We start from the raw sequence: 19,883 nt of genomic DNA, 5'->3' as shown, positions 1-19,883 counted from the left end.
TCGGATTTTAACGGCGGAGCGCAAGAAGCGAGGTAAGCGCCCCCCTCTGGGTCGCAAACATGAGCAGGAGATAAATGACCGTGCCGGCTGCGGCCCCGGCGAGGAGCAGGAGCAGATCGCTCGCGATATGAGGTCGGGCATATCCAAGGAGAATGCGGACGAGCGCTGCCATCGCGACCGCGCTCCCGAGCGGGAGGATGACGCAATCGACAGCGGCCCGCATGGGAATCTTCGCGACATTGAATACGACCGCGGCATAGCCGATCATGATGAAGACGTTGGCAATGCAGAGCGCGAGGCAAACGCCGATCAGGCCATCGAGCGTCGCGCCGATCCACGTCCCGACGACGATCACCGCAGCGCGCGCAAGGGCGAACCACCACAATACGCCAGCATGGCCTGTGGCTTTCAAAAAGGGAATGAAGCTGCCGCACGGTGTCATGATGCCCTTGGCGACGGCGAGCAGGCCCAGCACCGGCCAGGCATAGGTCCATTGTGCCCCGAAGACGACGTTCATGGCCGGTTCGGCCACGGCCCCGAATCCGAACAGCATCGGCGCGAGCAGAATGCTTGTCATCTGCGTGCTCTGCATGAGGACGCGGCTTCTGCGTTCGGGTTGGTCCGCCATGGTGGAGAAGGCCGGAAAAAGGACGCCCATCAGCCCCGATAGCACGATCTGGTTGGGCAGATCGGAGAGGCGGTTCGCAACGCTGAAAGCGCCGGCGTCGGAAAGGCCGAGGATCCTGGTGATCACCACGAGGGGCGATTGAAATGAAATGAAATTGGCGAAATCAGCGCCGGCAATACGGCTGCCATATCCGAACAGGGCACGGAGTTTTGCAGAGGAGAAGCGGAAGCGCGGCACATATCGGCTTGCGAACATGAGGCCGCACCAGCGCACGATCGCACTCACGAATTGCTGGAGAATCAACGCCCAGACGCCGAGGCCGCCGAGAGCGGCCGCGATGGCGGCAATTGCGCCCAGGGCCTCCGACACCACGTTCCAGAACGCATCCTTCGCGAAGGCCATGCGCCGCGAGAGAATGGAAGACGCGACGTCCGCACCGAGATAGATGGGAAAGAGGAAGGCGAATATCTCAAGGAGCCATTTGGCTTCCGGCGCGCCGAGGAGCCCTGCGACGAATGCAGCATTGAAATAGAGAAGGATGCCGAGCACGCTTGCGACTGTCAGATTGGTCCAGAAGACGGTGTCCTGGGTTTCGGGATCCTCCCTTTCCGCCCTGATAAGGCCGGCAGAAAGACCCGCGCCGCCGATCAGCAACAGGAAGAAAACGACGATCATGCCGGTGGCGACGATGCCGAACTCCGCAGGCGTCAGAAGGCGGGCAAGTATCGGGACGCTGACGAATTTGAGCGAGAAGACGGCAACCTTGGACAAGATGCTCCAGCCGACATTCCTGACGATCTTGCGGCTGGCCCTGCTGCTGTCCATACAATGCTCCAGATGTTGCTACGGACGCCGATCAGTCCAAACTGTCCGCGAGGATGTTGCGCGCAGCGCGTGGGAAGGGTCCTAGGCTAAGATTGGGTGCATATTTTGTTTGGCTAGAGGGGACAGGCGGGCAAATCTTATGGACCGGCTACGAAGCCGTAAAGCGCTAATTTGTGCGCTGCAGCAAAATGCAGGGATTGAGTGAACAGCGTTTCGTGTCTGGCTTGTCCTCATGAGGACATAGCCAGACGATGGAGCCGGGGCATGAGCGCACCCATCCACAGCGCGGCGATGAAGCAATAGGCGGCCATTGCCAGAAGCAGCGTTTCCAGCGGCACGCCGGCATCCATGAGGACACCGATCAGCCCGGGTGACAGCGCGGAGGCGAAGACCACTCCGGCCATGACGAGCGCCCGGATCGCGCCGAGATGCTCGGTGCCGTAGAGTTCGGCCCAAAGCGCGCCTTGAATGGTCGAGGCGCTGCCGAGTGAAAGCCCGACCAACGCCATGAACACCGGCAGGACATAAGGGCTCGCCGCATAAGTCAGGATCAAAGTTGCGAGGCCGAGCGGAACAAGGAACGTCGGCAGCAGATGGCGGGCGCCGAAGCGGTCGACCATCCAGCCGGCCGTGAGCGCCGACAGAACGCTGACACCGGCGGAAAAAGGAAAGCTTGCGGCAAACCAGGAAAGCTCCCAGCCCTTGAGCGCCACGATGGTGACCTGATTGAAGAAGATGCCGGTAACGATGAAGGAGGGCGTGAGCACTCCGGGCATGAGTGCATAGAAGAGCGGACTTTTCAGAACCTCGCTACGCGTCCATTCGCGGCGGGCGATGCCCTGATTAGCTGTCTCGGCGACAGCGAGGCCGGCGGTCGGGCGACGTTCATGTTTCAGAAGCCAGATCAGGATCGGTATAGGCAAGGCGAAGAGAACGATGGCGGCCGCGACCCATGTGGAACGCCAGCCGATGAGGCCGATGCTTGCGACCGCGATCATCGGCAGCACCGCCTCACCGGCGGGAAAGCCGAGCGCGGCGATGGAGACGGCTCGCCCCCGCTTGCGATTGAACCAGCGGCCCATGGCGGTCATCGCCACATGGGTCAGCATGCCCTGGCCGAAGAAACGGAGACCAAACAGCACAAAGACCAGTATCCAGACGGAAGCCACCGATGCCATGGCCAGCGATGTCAGCGCCAGTCCCGCCATGACGCCGACTCCGAGCCAGCGGATCGACAATTGGTCGGCGAACTTTCCCGCCCACATCAGCAGCGCCGCGCTGGCCAGTGTGCCGATCGTATAGAGGCTGCCGAACTGACCGTCACTGATGGCGAGATCGGTTTTCAGGTAACCTGCGAAGAGAGCGATGAAATAGGTCTGGCCGAAACCGGAGCAGAGCGTCAGAAGAAAGCCGCTGGAAAGCCAGCGCATCTCCGAGCGCATTTCCGGGCGCAGGTCCGACGCCAGCATGGTCACAATCCTTTGTCGTGAATTTCAGAAGGGAGCTTCAGTGTAATACCGGGCGGTATTGGGTATGATGGACAAAACGTGGCTATTTGGTAGGCTACCGGTCCTCTGCGAGATTCCCGATTTTGCCTTCGCCACCCGCTCTATCCCAAGGTACTCCTTTGGACGCCGGTTTATCAACCGCATCTGTGGATTATCCGGTGAGACGTAGCGTATCGGTCCGAAAACTGGAATTTGTTTTCGGAAAGCGCGACGCGCCGATTCAATAACTTGCAGCGTCCTTGTGTAGTCTCCAAAAAGACGCACGGCGCTGTAATGCGTTTGATGGTGGTTCTATCACTAAAGGGGGGGCTTTCACGCTTGGAAGTTCATCAATCGGATATGGGGATAGTCATGATAGGTATGCATGAGCATAGTGATTTCTCGCTTATCGTGGCGTTGTCATCGGGAAGAATTCTGCAATCGCTATTGCTCGTTTCTCAAGCCGGAATCCGTTCAAGGATAGTGGTATAATATCTCAAAGTGAGAGGATCTTTTGCGAGTCCGTTCGGACGCGTGACGTTCCACAGGGGCGTGATCAAGAGGTGCAGATGAATTCCGAGACAGTCGTTGCCGTCGTCATTCCTTTCTACCAACGCGAGAAAGGAATTTTGACGCGTGCGCTTCGTTCCGTCTTTGCACAGGATATCGCCGGAGACGTCCGCTTGAAGATCGTCATTGTCGACGATGCTTCGCCGGTTTCTCCCGCAGGTGAAATAGACAGCATCACATTCGATCCGGGACAGCAGATTGAACTGATCGTGCAGGAGAATGGCGGGCCGGGAGCCGCCCGCAACCGGGCTCTTGCCGCGCTCGATCCGGCCGAGGTGTCATTCGTCGCTTTTCTCGATTCGGATGATGAATGGAAAGCCGACCATCTTCGCAAGGCCATTGCGACACTCTCAGCCGCGCCTGATTATGATTTCTATTTCTGCGACCACACACGCTTCAACACGGACAAGAGCTGGTTCGAGGAGAGCGAGATTTTTCAGAAATGGACGAAGGGCGAGATAAGCCCGGCGCCGGACCGCGTGCCGGGCCTCGAGAACATCTACCAGATGCCTTCGAGATTGGCGTTCAGCGCTTTTCTGACCGAATATCTGAGCCAGACATCGACAGTGGTCTACCGCTTTTCCAAATTTCCAGAGGCGAGGTTCGATACCGATCTGCGCAGCGCCGGCGAGGATCACATGCTGTGGATCACGCTTGCCCGCAAGGCCGGCGTGGCGGTGTTTTCCACCGAGTGCAACGTCATTTGCGGGCAGGGGGTGAATATCTATTTCTCCGCCTTCGACTGGAACCTGCCGCAGACGGTCGACCGCTATGGCTATCTCGTGGTTTTCCTGACCAAGCTGAAACGGAATTTCGAGATCGAGCAGCCCGACAAGCAGATGATCGAGGCGCGACTTGCCAAGTTCAGCAAGGTCTATGCCTATCTGCTCGCCCGCAGCATGGCCAAGGGCAGGGCGCCGAACAGAACGCTTCTGTCGAAGATATTCAAGCTCGATCCGGCACGAATCCTCAGCCTTCCCCTTTCGCTGGCTCTCATGCTGAAGGACAAGCGCAGCGGCAATTGGGACTGGTGATGCAGTTTACAGGATGAAGGCCGGCCGGCATTGTAGAACCGCTCGGACCGCCACCTCAGGTCGCCACCTCAGGCCGTTGCGGGCGGGCGATGAGACCGCGCAAAATCTGCCCGACCGGGCGCTCGAAAAGATAATAGGACAGCATCGCCACCACGATGCAGGCGGCAAGGGCGGTGGGAATTGCGAACCCGCTTTCATGCCTGACGAACTTGCCGATGATGCCGAGCACGATGCCGTGGGTCAGATAAAGCGAATAGGAGGCATCGCCCAGCCTTTCGAGAGGGCGTAGCGCCTGGCCGGGAAACATGCCTGCACGCTCGATCGCCACGAAGCCGGCGACGATCGCCGCAGCGGGCAGGCCCCAATAGATGATGCGCCAATCGGGCGTGTCGCCGCCAAGTCCCCATGACAAGAGGCCTACGAAGCCCGCGGCCGCCAGCACCGATCCGAGCGCCGCGTTCTTGAAGAAGACCGCGCGCGAGAGCAGGAGGCCGAGGACGAATTCGAGCAGCAGCGCATCGGTGTAGAAATGCGGGATGGTTTGCTCAGGCTGGAACAGCCATCCGGCAGCCGCCAGCCCGGCTATGATCAGCATGGGCGCGATGATCGGGCGGCGCAACCAGAGCCCGAGGGCAAAGAGAAGATAGAAGAACATCTCGTAGTTCAGCGTCCACCCCACGACGATCAGAGGCCAGACCTTGCCTTGCGGATCCTCGAACGGAATGAAGAAGAGCGACGTGATGATCCGTGGCAGGTCGAAGGTGAAGGTGGCGAAAAGCCCCGGCATCAGCGAGGCTATGCACATGGCGAAGGTGATGGCCCAATAGAGCGGCACGATGCGGATGATGCGCTTGAACATGAAACGGACGGGGCTGTCGTTGAGCCCGACCGTACCCATAATGAAACCGGAGATAACGAAGAAAAGATCGACGCCCGCGGCCCCGAGCGTCCACGAGGAGGGAGAAAGGTGAAAAAACACGACCGCAAGTGCCGCGATGGCGCGCAAAACCTGTATCGATCGTAGCTGAGTCATGCCGTCCCGCCCTCACGCGATATAGTGCTTGCCCTTTTGCCGGGAGATTAGGATCAAGCCGGCAAACTTGCAACCTATATATTGCGGTGCAACAATCGGCGAGCGGGCGGGTGCACCACAAAAACAATTCCAGCTTTTCCTGTGAAATTCGGTTTCCGCTTATCCCGGAGTTGCTCCAACAGCAGTCTGCTGCTGCGGCTGCACAGCCGTAAATGAGTTACGCTGCGGGATAGCCAGAATGCCGGCTGAATAATAGAGCAGGAATGCTCCGATCGTGTAGGGCGTTATGAAATCGATCTCGAAGAAGGAGCGGATCAGCAGCAAGATGGCGATGCCGAACATCAGATGCGCCTGGGGCGTATAGCTTTCGGTCAAAAGCCGCTTGAGATAGCCAAGCAAGACGCGCACCATAACGAGGCTTATCAGGACGAGCCCGACATAACCCAGTTCGACTAGCACCTCGATATAGGTGTTGTGAAAGTGGAAGCCGCTGCGGCTGCCAATGTAGAATTCGTCCCATAGACGCTCGGCTTCGGAGAAGCCCTGCACCCAATAGGCATAATATCCGACGCCGATGAGAGGCGATTCCTGAGCCGCCCGTAATCCTTGATCCCACAGATAGGTTCGTCCGGTAAGGGTCGTGTCCTTGCCGAATGCACCGAGGATCAGGTTCACTGCGCCTGCATTGAGGGCGACGGCTGCGACCGCCACGGCGATGACAAGCCCGACGATGAAGAACGCGCGGCGGTTTCGCGGCGAGAATTTCAGAACGAGGCCCACCGTTATGATGATCATGAAGGTGGCGAGTGTCGCGATGATGGATGTGGCCGAGCTCGACGCCAGCAGGCAATAAGCGGACAAACCGCCGAGGGGAACCGCGATGCAGCGCCACGCAATGCTGGTGCGCAGCACGAAGAAGCTGGCGAAGACGAAATAGAGGCCGAGGGAGGCGAAGAAGCCGAGCTGGTTCTTGGAGGAGAAGGCGCCGACGAAACTGTAGGAGCCATCCAACGGATCATAATGATATCGGCCAAAGGCCAGCGAATAAAGCAGGACCACTCCAACGCCAAGGCTGACGCCGCTCGCGAATGTCTTGGAATCAATGACGCGCGATGCGATCAACGCGCAAATGATAGTGGTCATGTATTGAATGCCGGCGCGCAGGGTGACCGAAGGCGCCGCCGACCATGTGAAGGAAAGACAGGCGAAAAGCCCGAAGGCCAATATCCATGAAAACCGGCTATAATTGCCGATCACATGCCGATAATCCACCAGCACGAGCGGCAGCCACAGGGCGTAAAATACCAGAACGGAAACCTGGCCGAAGCGTGCCGAATAGGCGAAAATGAAGACCGAAAGGGCGACGGCGAACGTTCCATACCAGGAATTCTCGCCGGGCCGTACCAATGTGGATTTCGCAATTCTCATCGCGGTCGACCTAACGGAAAGCAGTCAGTGCGTGCGCTGCACAAGGTGGCCGATATCATGAACGGGCGTTGGAAATCACCACCTTGACCAGATCTCCTGGCAATAGCGGTGTGTTCTCGTCGGCTGAAATTTCCTTCGTTCCATCATCGCCGCCGCCTCTGACGATGCTGTACTCCAGCACGGGGCCTTCGCTTCCGCTGGCGGCAAGGGCACCTGCATCCGGCGCATTGACGAGTGCTTCCGTCATCAGGTTCTTGTACATCCCGAGCTTTAGGGCGTTTTCGTCGATTGCGGCCTGGGTCGCCTGGGTCTGGTTCGCGAGGTCGGCTTTCCGGTCGTTTTCCAGATCGGTCGCGTTGCGGGCCGCCTTGTTGATCTCCTGCTTGGCGCGCAGGGAAAGGGTATCGAGGTCGAGAAGCTTGCTCTGCATGTCGGCGACAGATGTTTCCAGGGTGATGACGCGCGAGTTGACGACGAGTCCCCTGTCGGCAAGGCCGCCGATGCTGGCCAGTTCCTTGCTCATCAGATCCTTCTGGCGGTTCTGGACGACCATCTTCTTTTCCAGCGACACGATCTCGTTCTGATAGAGCGTCTTGAGTTCATCGAGCGCATGGAGTTGCAAGGTCAGGGATTCTTTCCTGGACAGCATGATCGCCGCTTCGTCGTCGATGAGTTTCTGTGCATCCGGGACGTCGGTCAATTCCTTCGGAATCTTGATCGTCTGCGCGTTGGCGAGCTCCGCCTCCAGCCGGGCGCGCTTCGCCAGAAGCCTGTTGCGTTCGGCGACCAGCACGTCGTAATTGCCGCGCGCATTGAGGAAATCTCTCTCAAAACGCTGACCCGTTTCCGCGCGGCGCATCCCGCCTGCAAGGCTCACGGCCTTCAGGACCGTCAATCCAGGATCGTAGGGGTATTTCCCAGGTGTCTGCACATCGCCTGAAACGAATATCGGGCGGAATTCGGCAACCTCCACGGATGCTTCCGGGAGGTCGCGAAGGCCGAATTTCTGCTGCAGGTTCTTGGCGATTTCGCTGGCGATCTCTGATGTGGTTTTCCCGCCCGCCTGCAGTTCCCCCGCGAAGGGCAGGGAGAGAGAGCCTGATGGCCCGACCGTGTAATCGCCGGTGATCGTCGGCCATTCCCGGAACGTTCCTTCCGCTGTCTGCCATTCGACAACGCGGATGGAGAGCTTGTCCATGGGCCCAAGCTTATATTCCGCCGCCCCGGCGGGCAACGCCGTCAGCAGCATGGCGAGCATGAGAAGCAGGCTAGGGAACAGCCAGGATATGACTTCGGCGGAGCCGCTCAAAACGGCGGATCGAGCATAATTCGTAAGGGCGATAGGGGCAATTTTCAACAAATGGTCTCCTGTTAAGACTGACCGGCCCCCAACGCTGCAACCTCAGCCGCGGCTGCTTCCTGATCAGAGCATCGCCGCCGGTGCCCATAGCGTGCCCCCGCCATGTGTCTGCCATTCCATTATGCTTATAGCTGCTATTCGACGTTCAAGACAGCCTACTTAGGCTTTGTCTATTCCCATTCGGTGCTTTTGGAGATCACAAAGAAAGTCGCTGCCTATCTTTCGTGAAGACGCAGCCGCCATCAATATGATCCGCGTGACGCACACACGGCGGGAATGGTCTTGAGAATGATCACAATGTCCTTTTGAAAGGACCAGTTTTCCACGTAATGCCGGTCGAAAGCGATGCGGTCATCATAGGAAACGTCGTTGCGGCCGCTGATCTGCCAGACGCCGGTCAGCCCCGGACGGGACTTGAAATAGTAGATCGCGGCGGAACCGTAGAGATCGATCTCGTCCTTGACGACGGGACGCGGTCCGACGAGGCTCATTTCGCCGCGCAACACATTCACCAGCTGGGGCAATTCGTCGAGACTGAGTTTGCGAAGGACGGCGCCGACATTGGTGACCCGCGGATCCTTCTGGAGTTTACGTGAAGCGAGCCATTCCGCGCGCGCCTCGGGATTGGAAGCGAAATGCGCGGTCAGCACGGCATCGCCATCTTGGACCATCGTGCGGAATTTCAGGCAATAGAACGGATTTCCGTCGCGGCCGATTCGGCGATGGCCGTAAAAGGCCGATCCACCGTCGGATAATTTAACCAGAATCGCCACCAGGATAAAAAGCGGGCTGAGCAGAAACAGACCGGCGGCAGCGCCAATCACATCGAATGACCGCTTTAGGACTCCGCCAACAGGGAGTTTTTCCGTTTTTTTCGACTGTCGAAGAAAAGGGAAGCTGGCCAACTTCGTTGCAGGCTTCATTATGCTGCTCCATGGAACGGATACGAATGGTTGCACGAACGATAACACGAAATTTGTGCAATGCAACAGGCTGTTGTTCGCAGGACGCTCACACACCTGTACCTAATTTGGTGGTGGTATAATTGGGTATTTTCATGAATCGTTCCAGATATAGAAGGGATGCAACAACGATTCCTCGTTATTTTTCCATATCTTGCACCCTAGAAATAGCGATGTGACGCCGTGATAAAATATTGTAATGTAGGATAATATTACGTGTATCAAATTTTAGCTGTAGAATCTTGTTATTACATCAGGACGATAACCAATATATATTAAGTTATACTGTGTATTTCGTCAGGTCGTGATTTTTGTATTTATGTTGCAATGCAGTGTATTTTTAGGAATTATCTTTATAAAAGGACCGCCGTTAATATTTTAAATACGGTCTTTTCCTTCTGGCAAGAATCTTGTCGAGCAACTTCTGCGTTATCTTTAACGTTTGATTATGCATCATGTGCCGAAGGGAAGTAGGTCAAGGTTGAGTAGCCGGTCCTGCCGGCACGTTTTCTTGATAGCTGTTCAAGTTTATTTTTTTTCGTGGAACCGTGATGCAAAGCCCGGATTAAAGCTATATGTTACATAAGGTAGGCTGGTTTAATACAATTTCAAAGCCTTCTGCTGATGATGTGGTTGGGGCCAATGATAATGAAGTCGGGTTTCCATATGCATGTTTTACATGCGTGTGGGGAGAGGCAGAGGATGCGGCATTCAGTAAGGCCCCGATTCGAGTAGAGAATGGGGGCATGGCGAAATGAGTTTTCCAAAGTTTCTGGTAGGGATGCTTGGTGTCCTGATTGCCTTCGCGGTCACGACCTACATGATGACGCATTCTTTCTGGATGACCGTTATTCAGACGTTGATTTGTGCAGTGGTCATTCAGATCGGCTATTTCGGTGCGATTCTTTTTCTCGTGATGCGCGAGAAGTCGCGAAACGCCGGGAAGCAGGTATCGTCGTCTGGCGATGAGGCAAGTCAAGAGCCTTCGCAGCCATTCAACACGTCTGCCACCAAAACTCCCTGAAATTATTTATTATCGGATTTTCGGCCTCTTGCGGGGGATCGAAACAATTGTATTCTCCCGCGGGCGACCCGCCGGGAGCTTTTCTGCGCCGGGTCATGGATAGTGTGCGGAAACGGCGTTTAAATAGGGAAGGCCAACGCGCACAGCGGGTTTGGCAGTTCAACCTGGATTGAGGGCCTCTATGGCGGCACAGTCGAAGCGGAAGACGATCGCGAACGGATCGGATGTCAGCGTTTGCGTTATCATTGCCGCGAAGAATGCCGCGGGGACCATCGGCGCTGCCATATCGTCAGCACTGGGCGAGAGCCATGTGACGGAAGTCGTCGTCGTCGACGATGGTTCAACGGACGGAACGTCCGACGCGGCGCGAGCGGCGGATGACGGAAGCGGACGGTTGCGCATTATCCGCTTCGATACCAATAAGGGGCCGGCCAGTGCGCGCAATCACGCCATTTCCGCTTCGTCCGCAACCCTGATCAGCATTCTGGATGCGGATGATTTTTTCATTCCCGGCCGCTTTTCCCGCCTCCTGGCAAATAAGGATTGGGACCTGGCCGCCGATAATATCGTCTTCGTCGATCAACAATGGCTGGGCGGTTTCAATGCATCGGCCATAGAGCGCTTCTCTGCCGACCCGAGATTTCTCGATCTGCCAACATTCGTCGAGCACAACATTTCCAGGCGCAACAAGCAGCGCGGCGAACTGGGCTTCCTGAAGCCGGTCATCCGCCGGGATTTCCTCGATCGTCATGGTTTGCGCTACAACGAAAAGCTCAGGCTCGGCGAGGATTATGATCTCTATACGCGGGCGTTGGCGGTTGGTGCGCGTTTCCAGGTCATCAACAATTGCGGTTATGGCGCGGTGGTGCGGGCGGATTCGCTGAGCGGACGGCACCGGACTGATGATCTCAAGCAACTTGCCGATGCTGACAAGGCGCTTCTGGAGAGTGGTGCGCTCTCCGGCGAGGGGCGGAAAGCGGTGCGCGAGCACGAACATCACATTCGCGGAAAATATCACCACCGCCAGTTTCTGGACACTAAATCGCAACAGGGGTTTGGTGCTGCTCTCGCCTATTGCCTGAAGAATCCGTCCGCTGTTGCGCCGATCGCGCACGGCGTGTTCACCGACAAGCTGGACGGCTTTCTCAAACGGGATGGAAAAAAAACCGATACAAACCGGACGCCCGTCGCCCTGCGCTATCTTTTCACGGGGCGTGCCGAAGCCGAGTAGGCGGCAATTTCTGCCGCCATTCGGTGGTTCTGTTCCAGGGGTTGCTTTTGGACGCTATTTAAAAATATTGCCGCCGCACGCCTTCGAGCGCTTCCGAGAAGCGTTCTTTGCATTGATCTACCCTGCCATCGGGGCTGAGATGCGGCTCGGCCTTGCTGGCCTGCCACAGCGCCAGAATGGATGGCGTGGCCAGAAGCTGCTTGGCAATGTTCTTGATGGAAAAATCCAGCGGCTTCTGGCCGGCGGTCAGGACGGTTCCATCCGGCGCATAGCGCGTCTCGAAAATGTTTGTCACGGGATGGCTCCGGTTCTCGTAACTGATGCCCCAGAACGTCTCGCCCTTGAAAATAGCTTCCGCGCGGGTGGAAACCGGCACCTGGTGCGGCTTGTAGATCGTCCCGACGGATTCGGCCCAATCATTCCATTTGAAGCTGTTGATGTTGCCGGAGGTGCTCACCGCGATCCATGGGACGCGGAAGGCGTCCGCCAGGATGGCGGCGTGCATGGATTCGGCAATGACCAGTTCGGACTGGGCGATTTCCCTGATGACCGATTTGGCTTCGCCGCAGGGATCGACATAGGTGAGGCCGACGGTCTTGCACACGCTGTCCCATATGCCGCCGATCGCCGATTCCCAATGCGGAATGAAAATTGCCTTGTTCTTTTTCGGCAGGTTTTGAAACTCCGGCATTTCGGTGACCATGACCGCCGGATCGGCGATCCCCAGCTTGGCATCGAGCCCCAGCTTGGCGGCGGTTTTCGGGCCGCGCACGGCATGGATATCCCACTCGCTGCGGTCCGAAATCTGAGGTACGGTTCCGTAGCCGTAGCCGCTTCCGATCACCAGTTTCAGGACGTTTTTCGGCAGCAGCGTCGAATTGAGAACCGTGCCGACGCCAACCAGGAGAATTTCGTCATTGCCGTCGCGCAATCCGGGAAGCAGGAAATCCCAGAGCCAGAGATTAAGGTCATCTCCAAAGTTTCCGTGATTGGATTCCCAGTGAAATGGGCGCATGAAACCTCTCTGCCGTGAATTTTATGTGGAGAAGGACTGGATTGGCAATTGATATGAACCAACAATGATTGTGGCGGAAATCCATGTCATAATACAGGTAACGATCGAGAACTTCCAAAAAAATTGTGCAATGCACTCTGCTAAAATGCCATTGGTAATGCGATCGGCACGACCGGAATGGAAGCTTCGCCCTTCGGCTTGACAGGAGCGGGCACGGCAAACAAGCTGGCGGCAAAATGCCGTGCAGACAATGCGTGCAGCATGTCGCGCCGTATCAGGCTGTGCCGGCTTGGAGCGTTTTAGAGCTTACCGAGAGAGGTATGAGAAATGGCGCTGTTTCGCTTCCGGACAAGAAGTCCTGACAGGGATCTTCAGACCGATGTCTCGCGTTTCGCCGACATCAAACAAACACTCAATGAGGTTTGCGCGGAGATCGAGCGTGAGCGTGATGGCTTTCAGCGTCGCTATGACGAAATCTCGATGAATGCCGCATTCTCACTGGAAAACATGGAAAACGAAGGCGAAACTGAAAAAGTATCGGCGAGAATTGAGGATTTCACGCTGGCGCTGGAGCGTTTCACGCAGCGCATCGCTTTTCTGGAAAAGCAACTTGCTTTCCTCCAAGGGGTGGATCAGTCCGTCACAGAGTTCGCTGACAAAAACGGTCTTTGGCAAGCTGACGCGGTGCCCAACGCGCCGGCCTGACCTCGGTGGATGAGGTCGCTATTCCTCGTGCATTTGCCGCCGAATATGGCGCGAATTGGGCCCGGCCGATGGGTGGAATCCGCCCCTTCGAGCCGCTAAAGACTTTGAATGGTTGATTTTAAAAGGAAAAACGCGACTGCGACCTCGCAACTTTTTGCTGGTTGACACTCGGGCTCAACATCTATGAAATTGATGCAGTGCAATAAGTAACGTGCTGGACATCGATCTTAATCCTGAATTCGTCTGACGAGCTGTTTTGGGGGGCGCAGCCAAAACAGAGGTGGGTCGCCATGACGATGGATGCGAACGTATCCGCCCGGATCAATTTGCTCCGGATAACGCTCATATGCGGCATCGTTCTGGTGCATGTACCATACGGACCGGAAACCGAGCCGTTCAACGGCGACAACGGGATCGTTGACTGGCTGAGGGTTTTTCTTGCCGAAAGCGTTTTCAGGGTAGGGGTGCCCTGCCTCAGCGCGATTTCGGGCTATCTCCTGTTGCGCAACGGGCTTGAGACATTCGACTACCGGAAGGTTTTGGGGCGCAAGATGCAGAGCATCCTGCTGCCTTTGCTGATCTGGAACGGCGCTTTCTTCCTTTTCGTCTTCCTCGTGCAAAGCCGCGGCATCGGAGAGGGCTATCTGCCTGATGTGACGCATGTGCCGTTTCCCGACTTGCTCAATCTGATTTTCGCGCTGAACGGCGAGCCGATCAATCTGCCTTTGTATTTTCTGCGCGATCTCTTCGTCTGCATTCTTCTTTCGCCGGTGCTGGCCTTTCTGGTGAAACGCTATCCGCTTTCCACGCTGACATTGCTGCTGGCGCTGACGGTGGTGCCTGTTCCGATCCATATCGTGGTGCGCAAGTCGATTCTGCTCAGTTTCGCCCTTGGCATGTCGTTTGCCATACACAAGGTCGATATCAAGAAGATGGATCCCTATGCTGCACCGGTCTTTGCGGCTTTTCTCATTGCCAGCGCCAGGCTTGCCGCCGCACTTTATCAATATGGGCCCGAATATCCCTATTGGCTGAACGTCACCCGGAATTTCTTCATCCTCATCGGTATTCCGGGTTTCTGGGCCCTGTCGGCGCTGCTCATCCAGTCGGAGTTCGGGCAGCGTCTGGCGAGCACGAAGGGACTGAGTTTCTGGATATTCTGTGCTCATTATCCGGTTCTTCTGCTGCTCTGGATGCTGTGGAACCGGGTCAACCTCAATGAATATGTGGTGTTCTATGCCGGCGCCCTGGCGATAGGAGGGCTGCTCCTGCTCATGTCGAATGAGATTGCGCGGCGCTCGTTTCCCGGCACCTATGCCTTGCTCGTGGGAAGCCGGGGCTGATGTATTCTCCATCTGTCAAAAAGGAACCGTCCATGACGACCTCAAGCTCGATCCGTCCGATTTTGGCCATCCTGGTTCTTGTTGTCCCGGGCATGGCATCTGTTCCGTCTTCGCAGGCACAGGAGACCGACCAGGCGCAGAAGACCGGAAAATCCTTTGTCGAAGATTTCTCCAGCCTCGACAAACGCCGCTGGTACGTTTCCGACGGCTGGAACAATGGCGATCACCAGAATTGCACATGGGCGGCGGACCAGGTGAAGATCGCCGATGGGACGCTCAGCCTAAGCTATGCGCGCAGACAGGCCAAAGACCGTCAGCATGTCTGCGGTGAGATCCAGACCTATGCACGTTTCAGCTATGGCACCTATGAAGCCCGCATCAAGGCCGTGGCGGGCTCGGGCTTCAATTCAAGCTTCTTCACCTATATCGGCCCGACCCACAAACAGCCCTGGGACGAGATCGATTTCGAGTTCCTGGGCAAGGACCCTTCGACGGTCCAACTCAATTCCTATGTCAACGGCAAGGGCGGCAATGAGAAACTGGTTCCCGTGCCGGGCAACGCCAACGCGGCATTCAACGATTATGCCTTCGTCTGGGAAAAGGACAGTTTGCGTTATTATGTGAACGGCAAGCTGGTCCATACCGTTACCGATCCGGCGGCGCTGCCGTCGCATGCGCAGAAGATTTATCTGAGCCTTTGGGCCAGCGATAATCTGGCGTCATGGCTGGGAAAGTTCAGCGATCCGACCGAGCCTGTCTCGGCGCAATTTACCCGTGTCGCCTTCACCGCCCTGGGTGATCCCTGTCAGTTTCCTGAATCCGTTGCCTGTACGCTCAAGTAATGTTGCAGTGCATCATAAATCTTTTACAAGCGTCGAGCATTACATGGTAAAGTTCTTCAAGAGACGGTCGACATTGCGATGTTGCGGTGCAACACAGGCTGTATTACCCTGTCCTTCCAGATCAACTGCGGAATGATCTCATGCTGCAAGTCCTGTACCTGGTGCATGATCTTTCCGACCCTGCGGTTCGTCGCCGTGTGGTCATGTTGCAAGCGGGCGGCGCAGTCGTGACGCTCGCCGGCTTCAGGCGCAGCCATGAACCGGTCGCGGAGGTAGCGGGGGTTATGCCCATCGACTTGGGAAAGACCAGCGATGGCCGTTTCGCGCAGCGTCTTGCAGCGGTGGCGCAGGCGGCGTTGTCGCTCGGGGCGGTGTTGAAGAATGTGGCGAAGCCTGACGTGATCATCGGCCGCAATCTGGAAATGCTGGCGCTGGCCAACCGGGCGAGGACGATCTTTTCCGGCGATGCGCCGATCGTCTATGAATGCCTCGACGTCCACCGCCTGCTCCTAAGGCAGGATCTGGCCGGCAAGGCGATACGCTCGGCGGAGCGCGCGCTCGGCCGCAATGCAGCGCTTCTCATCACTTCGTCCCCGGCATTTGTCAGGCAATATTTCGAGCCATTTGGCCAGTTGGGCATGCCGGTCGAACTGGTCGAGAACAAGGTGCTGGAACTCGGGAACCATACGGACCAAATGATCACACCGACATCGGTGCCAACTGGGGGCGAACCTTGGGAAATCGGTTGGTTCGGCGCCTTGCGCTGCCGCCGTTCCCTGGAGCTTCTGTCGGAATTCTCGCGCCGGATGGAGGGCAGGGTGGAAATCATCCTGCGGGGGCGGCCGGCTTATACGGAGTTCGAGGATTTCGACGGCTTCGTCGCCGCCGAACCGTTCATGCAGTTTCATGGTCCCTACCGCAACCCGGAGGATTTGGCGCGCATCTATGGCGACGTGCATTTCTCCTGGGCCGTCGACTTCTTCGAGGAAGGGCAGAATTCGGATTGGCTTCTGCCCAACAGGCTTTATGAGAGCTGCCGCTATCATTGCGTCCCGATCGCGATGCAGGGGACCGAAACATCGCTGTTCCTGAAGGCGAACGATATCGGCTTCGTGCTTTCCAAGCCTGATGTGGGCGAGCTTACTGCCCTGTTCGATGGGCTCGATGCGAAGCAATATGAGCTCGCGCACTCCAAGGTCGCGGCGCAGGACCGCAGGATGTGGGTGTGCAACGAAGATGATTGCCGCGCGTTGGTGGGGCGCCTGTGTCAGCTTGTTCCAATACGCAAGAGCGCCATGCAGGCCGCGGCCTGATTTTTGCTGATGATTTCGCTGAACTGGGGGACTGAGATGAAAACAGGAGATGAGACAGCCGTGCCAAGCGCAACAGAGCAAAGTTTTGCCGGTCGATGCCTCGTCGTCATCCCCTGCCTGAACGAGGCCCGGCATATCGGAGCCTTGCTTGAACAATTCAGCCTCGATGCCGAACGGTATGACATGAAAATTATTGTTGCGGACGGAGGCAGCACCGACGGCACGCCGCATATCGTCGAAGAAATGATGCAGCGGAATTCCCGTATCGTTCTCCTGCACAATGAAAAGCGCATCCAGAGCGCGGCCATCAATCTGGCGGTCGCCACCTATGGCGATGACCATGATTATTTCATCCGCATCGACGCACATGGAAAATATCCCGCCGACTATTGTGAGAGGCTTCTCGAAGAGGTCGAGGCAAAGGAGGCCGATTCCGTCGTGGTCGCCATGGCGACGGAAGGTTTCAGCACTTTCCAGAAAGCCACCGCTTCGGCGCAGAATTCCAAGCTCGGCAATGGTGGCGCCAAGCATCGCCACGGCGCGAAAGGGCACTGGACCGACCATGGCCACCACGCGCTGATGCGCATCGCGGCCTTCCGGCAGGTCGGCGGTTATGACGAAACTTTCACTCATAATGAGGATGCCGAACTCGATTACCGACTCGCAAGGGCAGGTTTCCGCATCTGGATGACCGACAAGACGCTGATGGTCTATTATCCCAGAGCCTCGGCTTCCCAGCTCTTCCGACAATATCTCGGCTACGGGAGAGGCAGGGCGAAGAACCTCGCGAAGCACCGCATCATCCCGAAGCTCCGTCAGGTGGTGCCGCTCATGGTGCTGCCGGTGGTGGCGGGGACCTTCCTTGCCGTCCTCCATTGGTCGGCTGCGGTGCCGGCCGTGCTGTGGGTGACGATCTGCCTTGGCTACGGCATCTGGATGGCGGTCGGCGAGCGCAATCCCTATGGCCCGCTTGCAGCGGTTTCCGCGATGATCATGCATTTTGCCTGGTCCACGGGTTTCTGGCTGCAACTTCTCGGTTTCCGTAAACGCCCGGATCCGTCCTCATGAACGGCTTTACCGAAGTGATGGATAATGGGTCGGCGGAATTGCGGATCGACATCGGCGTCTGCACCTATCGCCGCACGGAGTTGGAAGCGACCCTGCGCTCGCTGGGAAAGCAGGCGCTGCCGGAAAACTGTCGCGTCCGTGTCATCGTCTCCGATAATGATGTTGAGCCGAGCGCGAAGGAGCGCATCGCGAAACTGGCGCCGGCGTTGCCCTTCGAACTGCGCTATATTCATAGCCCGGCGTCCAATATTTCGATCGCCCGTAACGCCTGCCTCGATGCGAGCGATGGTGATTTCATCGCCTTCATCGATGATGACGAAACAGCCTCGGAAGATTGGCTGGCCTATCTCCTGACCACCGCGCAGGACACGGATGCTGACGCGGTTCTCGGACCCGTGCAAGCGTCCTATGGCAAGGATGCGCCGCGCTGGATGAGCAAGGGCGATTTCCATTCGACCTTCCCCGTCTGGATCGGGGGCGAAATCCGCACCGGCTATACGTGCAACGTTCTTCTGCGGCGTGCTTCGCCTTCCGTCGCCGGGCGGCGTTTCAGCCTGGCGCTTGGCCGCAGCGGCGGCGAAGATACGCAATATTTCTCCGAGCTTCACGAGGCCGGCGGCAAGATCGCCTACGCTCCGGAGGCTTGGATGCATGAGCCTGTTCCGGAGGGGCGGGCAAGGTTCTCATGGCTTTGCAAAAGGCGCTTCCGCGTCGGCCAGACGCATGGACGGCTGCTCAGCAGGAAGGCAACCGGCGCTGGTCTTTCCAAGCAGTTAGTCCTTTCCAAGCAGGTGGGCCTTGCGACGGCAAAGGCTTGCTACAGCTTCGCCGCAGCACTCGTTACTGCATTTTCGCCCGTACATCGCAACCGTTCGCTGCTGCGCGGCGTCATGCATGCAGGCGTCGTCAGCGGACTAATGGGCATCCGGGAAATCCAGCAATATGGCGAGACGGCCATGGCGCCGGCGAATGGAGGCAAATCCCGTGCAACCTGACGTCACCTTCGTCATCGCCGCCTATAATGCCGAGGAGACGATCGGCCGCGCCATCGAAAGCGCACTGGCGCAGCGCGGCGTCAGCGTCGAGATCATTGTCGCGAACGACAGATCGACCGATCGCACCGCGGCAATCGCCGCTTCGTTTCCGGCGAACCGGGTGCATGTGGTGACGCTTGCGAAGAACAGCGGTCCGGGCGGCGCGCGCAATGCGGCACTGGCCGTCGCCAAGGGCCGCTGGATCGCGGTGCTCGATGCCGATGATGCTGTTCTTCCAGACCGCATGGCCCGAATGATCGCGCGGGCGGAGAAGAGCGGCGCGCAAGCAGTGGTGGACAATATCGAGGTGATCGGGGAAGGCCAAGCGAGGGGGGAGCCGATGTTTCCTTCCGGGCATCTGGAAAAGATCCACGAGATCACGCTTGCCGATTTCATCGCGTCGAACCTCGTCTTCAAATCGACCTTCAATTTCGGCTATATGAAACCGATCTTCGAGCGCGATTTCATCGAAACGCACGGTCTTCGCTATGACGAGGACTTACGCATCGGCGAGGATTACATCTTTCTCGCGTCCATTCTGGCGAAAGGCGGCAAGCTCGTCGTCGAGCCCGCGGTCGGATATGCCTATCATCTTCGCTCCGGCTCGATTTCCCGGGTTCTCGAACTACACCACATCCATTCGATGCTGGAGGCTGACAGGAAGTTTCTCGAGACGTTCGAACTCGATGACAAGGCGAGCGCCGCTCAGGCGCGACGGACGCGAAGTCTCGAGGAAGCGCGATCCTTCATTTCGCTGGTCGGACATATCAAGCGTCGGTCATTCCGAGAGATCGTCAAGGTGGCACTGCAGGATCCATTGGCGCTGCGGCATCTGTCAATGCCCATTGCGGTGCGCCTCAAGCGGCTCATCCCGTCGACCGCGCCGCAGAAATCTGGTTGAGGTCGGGTATTGAATGAGAAGCGACAAATTCGCTCGTGGAACAGGTGGTGGGGCTTGAATAGTAAACGTATTTTCTTCCG

The 19,883-nt window shown here is 57.3% G+C and carries 17 protein-coding genes; 10 read left to right on the top strand and 7 right to left on the bottom strand.

Annotated elements, in window-relative coordinates; translation table 11 throughout:
• Positions 1–7: 7 nt before the first annotated feature.
• A complete protein-coding gene (locus C5748_RS15730) occupies positions 8–1,453 on the bottom strand; it encodes a lipopolysaccharide biosynthesis protein (protein WP_105742883.1) in 1,446 nt (481 codons plus the stop codon).
• Between the two features lie 230 nt (positions 1,454–1,683).
• Positions 1,684–2,922 carry an MFS transporter gene (locus C5748_RS15725; protein WP_105742882.1) on the bottom strand — a complete coding sequence of 413 codons (1,239 nt, stop codon included), beginning with the start codon at positions 2,920–2,922 and terminating at the stop codon, positions 1,684–1,686.
• Positions 2,923–3,509: 587 nt separating this feature from the next.
• Between C5748_RS15725 and C5748_RS15720 the strand changes: the two genes are divergently transcribed.
• Complete coding sequence (locus C5748_RS15720) at positions 3,510–4,544, top strand: glycosyltransferase family A protein (protein ID WP_105742881.1); 1,035 nt, start codon at positions 3,510–3,512, stop codon at positions 4,542–4,544.
• Between the two features lie 55 nt (positions 4,545–4,599).
• On the opposite strand, the gene C5748_RS15715 is transcribed toward C5748_RS15720, so the two are convergent.
• The 4 genes from C5748_RS15715 to C5748_RS15700 form a co-directional block, all read right to left on the bottom strand.
• Entirely contained in the window at positions 4,600–5,577 is a 978-nt protein-coding gene (locus C5748_RS15715; RefSeq protein ID WP_105742880.1) for an acyltransferase family protein, read from the bottom strand.
• Between the two features lie 159 nt (positions 5,578–5,736).
• Positions 5,737–7,005 (bottom strand): O-antigen ligase family protein, encoded by a 1,269-nt coding sequence (locus C5748_RS15710; RefSeq protein WP_105742879.1) that lies wholly within the window; start codon positions 7,003–7,005, stop codon positions 5,737–5,739.
• A 55-nt stretch (positions 7,006–7,060) separates the two neighbouring features.
• Positions 7,061–8,263 (bottom strand): polysaccharide biosynthesis/export family protein, encoded by a 1,203-nt coding sequence (locus C5748_RS15705; RefSeq protein ID WP_105742954.1) that lies wholly within the window; start codon positions 8,261–8,263, stop codon positions 7,061–7,063.
• A 344-nt stretch (positions 8,264–8,607) separates the two neighbouring features.
• A complete protein-coding gene (locus tag C5748_RS15700) occupies positions 8,608–9,288 on the bottom strand; it encodes a sugar transferase (RefSeq protein ID WP_105742878.1) in 681 nt (226 codons plus the stop codon).
• A gap of 793 nt (positions 9,289–10,081) precedes the next feature.
• Between C5748_RS15700 and C5748_RS15695 the strand changes: the two genes are divergently transcribed.
• Entirely contained in the window at positions 10,082–10,351 is a 270-nt protein-coding gene (locus C5748_RS15695; protein ID WP_105742877.1) for an exopolysaccharide production repressor protein, read from the top strand.
• Positions 10,352–10,532: 181 nt separating this feature from the next.
• On the top strand, positions 10,533–11,582 hold the full coding sequence (locus tag C5748_RS15690; RefSeq protein ID WP_105742876.1) for a glycosyltransferase family 2 protein: 1,050 nt from the start codon (positions 10,533–10,535) through the stop codon (positions 11,580–11,582).
• Positions 11,583–11,640: 58 nt separating this feature from the next.
• Here the strand turns inward: C5748_RS15690 and C5748_RS15685 are convergent, their stop codons facing one another.
• The gene (locus C5748_RS15685) at positions 11,641–12,597 is read right to left on the bottom strand and encodes a polysaccharide pyruvyl transferase family protein (RefSeq protein ID WP_105742875.1); all 957 of its coding nucleotides are present in this window, start codon (positions 12,595–12,597) and stop codon (positions 11,641–11,643) included.
• Positions 12,598–12,924: 327 nt separating this feature from the next.
• Between C5748_RS15685 and C5748_RS15680 the strand changes: the two genes are divergently transcribed.
• The 7 genes from C5748_RS15680 to C5748_RS15655 all read left to right on the top strand — a co-directional run bounded on the left by C5748_RS15680 (position 12,925) and on the right by C5748_RS15655 (position 19,803).
• Positions 12,925–13,302 (top strand): hypothetical protein, encoded by a 378-nt coding sequence (locus tag C5748_RS15680; RefSeq protein WP_105742874.1) that lies wholly within the window; start codon positions 12,925–12,927, stop codon positions 13,300–13,302.
• A gap of 290 nt (positions 13,303–13,592) precedes the next feature.
• The gene (locus tag C5748_RS15675; RefSeq protein ID WP_245581822.1) at positions 13,593–14,645 is read left to right on the top strand and encodes an acyltransferase family protein; all 1,053 of its coding nucleotides are present in this window, start codon (positions 13,593–13,595) and stop codon (positions 14,643–14,645) included.
• 32 nt (positions 14,646–14,677) lie between these two features.
• Positions 14,678–15,487 carry an endo-1,3-1,4-beta-glycanase ExoK gene (gene exoK, locus C5748_RS15670; RefSeq protein WP_105742952.1) on the top strand — a complete coding sequence of 270 codons (810 nt, stop codon included), beginning with the start codon at positions 14,678–14,680 and terminating at the stop codon, positions 15,485–15,487.
• A 140-nt stretch (positions 15,488–15,627) separates the two neighbouring features.
• Complete coding sequence (locus tag C5748_RS28915) at positions 15,628–16,800, top strand: glycosyltransferase family protein (protein ID WP_245581821.1); 1,173 nt, start codon at positions 15,628–15,630, stop codon at positions 16,798–16,800.
• A gap of 36 nt (positions 16,801–16,836) precedes the next feature.
• Positions 16,837–17,868, top strand: a complete 1,032-nt coding sequence (locus C5748_RS28910) for a glycosyltransferase family 2 protein (protein ID WP_425350263.1) — start codon at positions 16,837–16,839, stop codon at positions 17,866–17,868.
• Complete coding sequence (locus C5748_RS15660) at positions 17,865–18,863, top strand: glycosyltransferase family 2 protein (protein ID WP_105742873.1); 999 nt, start codon at positions 17,865–17,867, stop codon at positions 18,861–18,863. The genes C5748_RS28910 and C5748_RS15660 overlap by 4 nt, the downstream gene beginning before the upstream one ends.
• A complete protein-coding gene (locus tag C5748_RS15655) occupies positions 18,853–19,803 on the top strand; it encodes a glycosyltransferase family 2 protein (RefSeq protein ID WP_199194807.1) in 951 nt (316 codons plus the stop codon). Before C5748_RS15660 ends, C5748_RS15655 begins: the two co-directional genes overlap by 11 nt.
• The last annotated feature ends 80 nt before the right edge of the window (positions 19,804–19,883 follow it).

Source organism: Phyllobacterium phragmitis (assembly GCF_002980495.1).
Classification (GTDB): domain Bacteria; phylum Pseudomonadota; class Alphaproteobacteria; order Rhizobiales; family Rhizobiaceae; genus Paramesorhizobium; species Paramesorhizobium phragmitis.
This window is presented reverse-complemented; position numbering and strand designations above follow the sequence as displayed.

Excerpts from the sequence above, each read along its gene's own strand:
- C5748_RS15730 (WP_105742883.1), bottom strand. The coding sequence starts at position 1,453 with ATGGACAGCAGCAGGGCCAGCCGCAAGATCGTCAGGAATGTCGGCTGG.
- C5748_RS15725 (WP_105742882.1), bottom strand. The coding sequence starts at position 2,922 with ATGCTGGCGTCGGACCTGCGCCCGGAAATGCGCTCGGAGATGCGCTGG.
- C5748_RS15720 (WP_105742881.1), top strand. The coding sequence starts at position 3,510 with ATGAATTCCGAGACAGTCGTTGCCGTCGTCATTCCTTTCTACCAACGC.
- C5748_RS15715 (WP_105742880.1), bottom strand. The coding sequence starts at position 5,577 with ATGACTCAGCTACGATCGATACAGGTTTTGCGCGCCATCGCGGCACTT.
- C5748_RS15710 (WP_105742879.1), bottom strand. The coding sequence starts at position 7,005 with ATGAGAATTGCGAAATCCACATTGGTACGGCCCGGCGAGAATTCCTGG.
- C5748_RS15705 (WP_105742954.1), bottom strand. The coding sequence starts at position 8,263 with ATGCTCGCCATGCTGCTGACGGCGTTGCCCGCCGGGGCGGCGGAATAT.
- C5748_RS15700 (WP_105742878.1), bottom strand. The coding sequence starts at position 9,288 with ATGAAGCCTGCAACGAAGTTGGCCAGCTTCCCTTTTCTTCGACAGTCG.
- C5748_RS15695 (WP_105742877.1), top strand. The coding sequence starts at position 10,082 with ATGAGTTTTCCAAAGTTTCTGGTAGGGATGCTTGGTGTCCTGATTGCC.
- C5748_RS15690 (WP_105742876.1), top strand. The coding sequence starts at position 10,533 with ATGGCGGCACAGTCGAAGCGGAAGACGATCGCGAACGGATCGGATGTC.
- C5748_RS15685 (WP_105742875.1), bottom strand. The coding sequence starts at position 12,597 with ATGCGCCCATTTCACTGGGAATCCAATCACGGAAACTTTGGAGATGAC.
- C5748_RS15680 (WP_105742874.1), top strand. The coding sequence starts at position 12,925 with ATGGCGCTGTTTCGCTTCCGGACAAGAAGTCCTGACAGGGATCTTCAG.
- C5748_RS15675 (WP_245581822.1), top strand. The coding sequence starts at position 13,593 with ATGACGATGGATGCGAACGTATCCGCCCGGATCAATTTGCTCCGGATA.
- exoK (WP_105742952.1), top strand. The coding sequence starts at position 14,678 with ATGACGACCTCAAGCTCGATCCGTCCGATTTTGGCCATCCTGGTTCTT.
- C5748_RS28915 (WP_245581821.1), top strand. The coding sequence starts at position 15,628 with ATGCTGCAAGTCCTGTACCTGGTGCATGATCTTTCCGACCCTGCGGTT.
- C5748_RS28910 (WP_425350263.1), top strand. The coding sequence starts at position 16,837 with ATGAAAACAGGAGATGAGACAGCCGTGCCAAGCGCAACAGAGCAAAGT.
- C5748_RS15660 (WP_105742873.1), top strand. The coding sequence starts at position 17,865 with ATGAACGGCTTTACCGAAGTGATGGATAATGGGTCGGCGGAATTGCGG.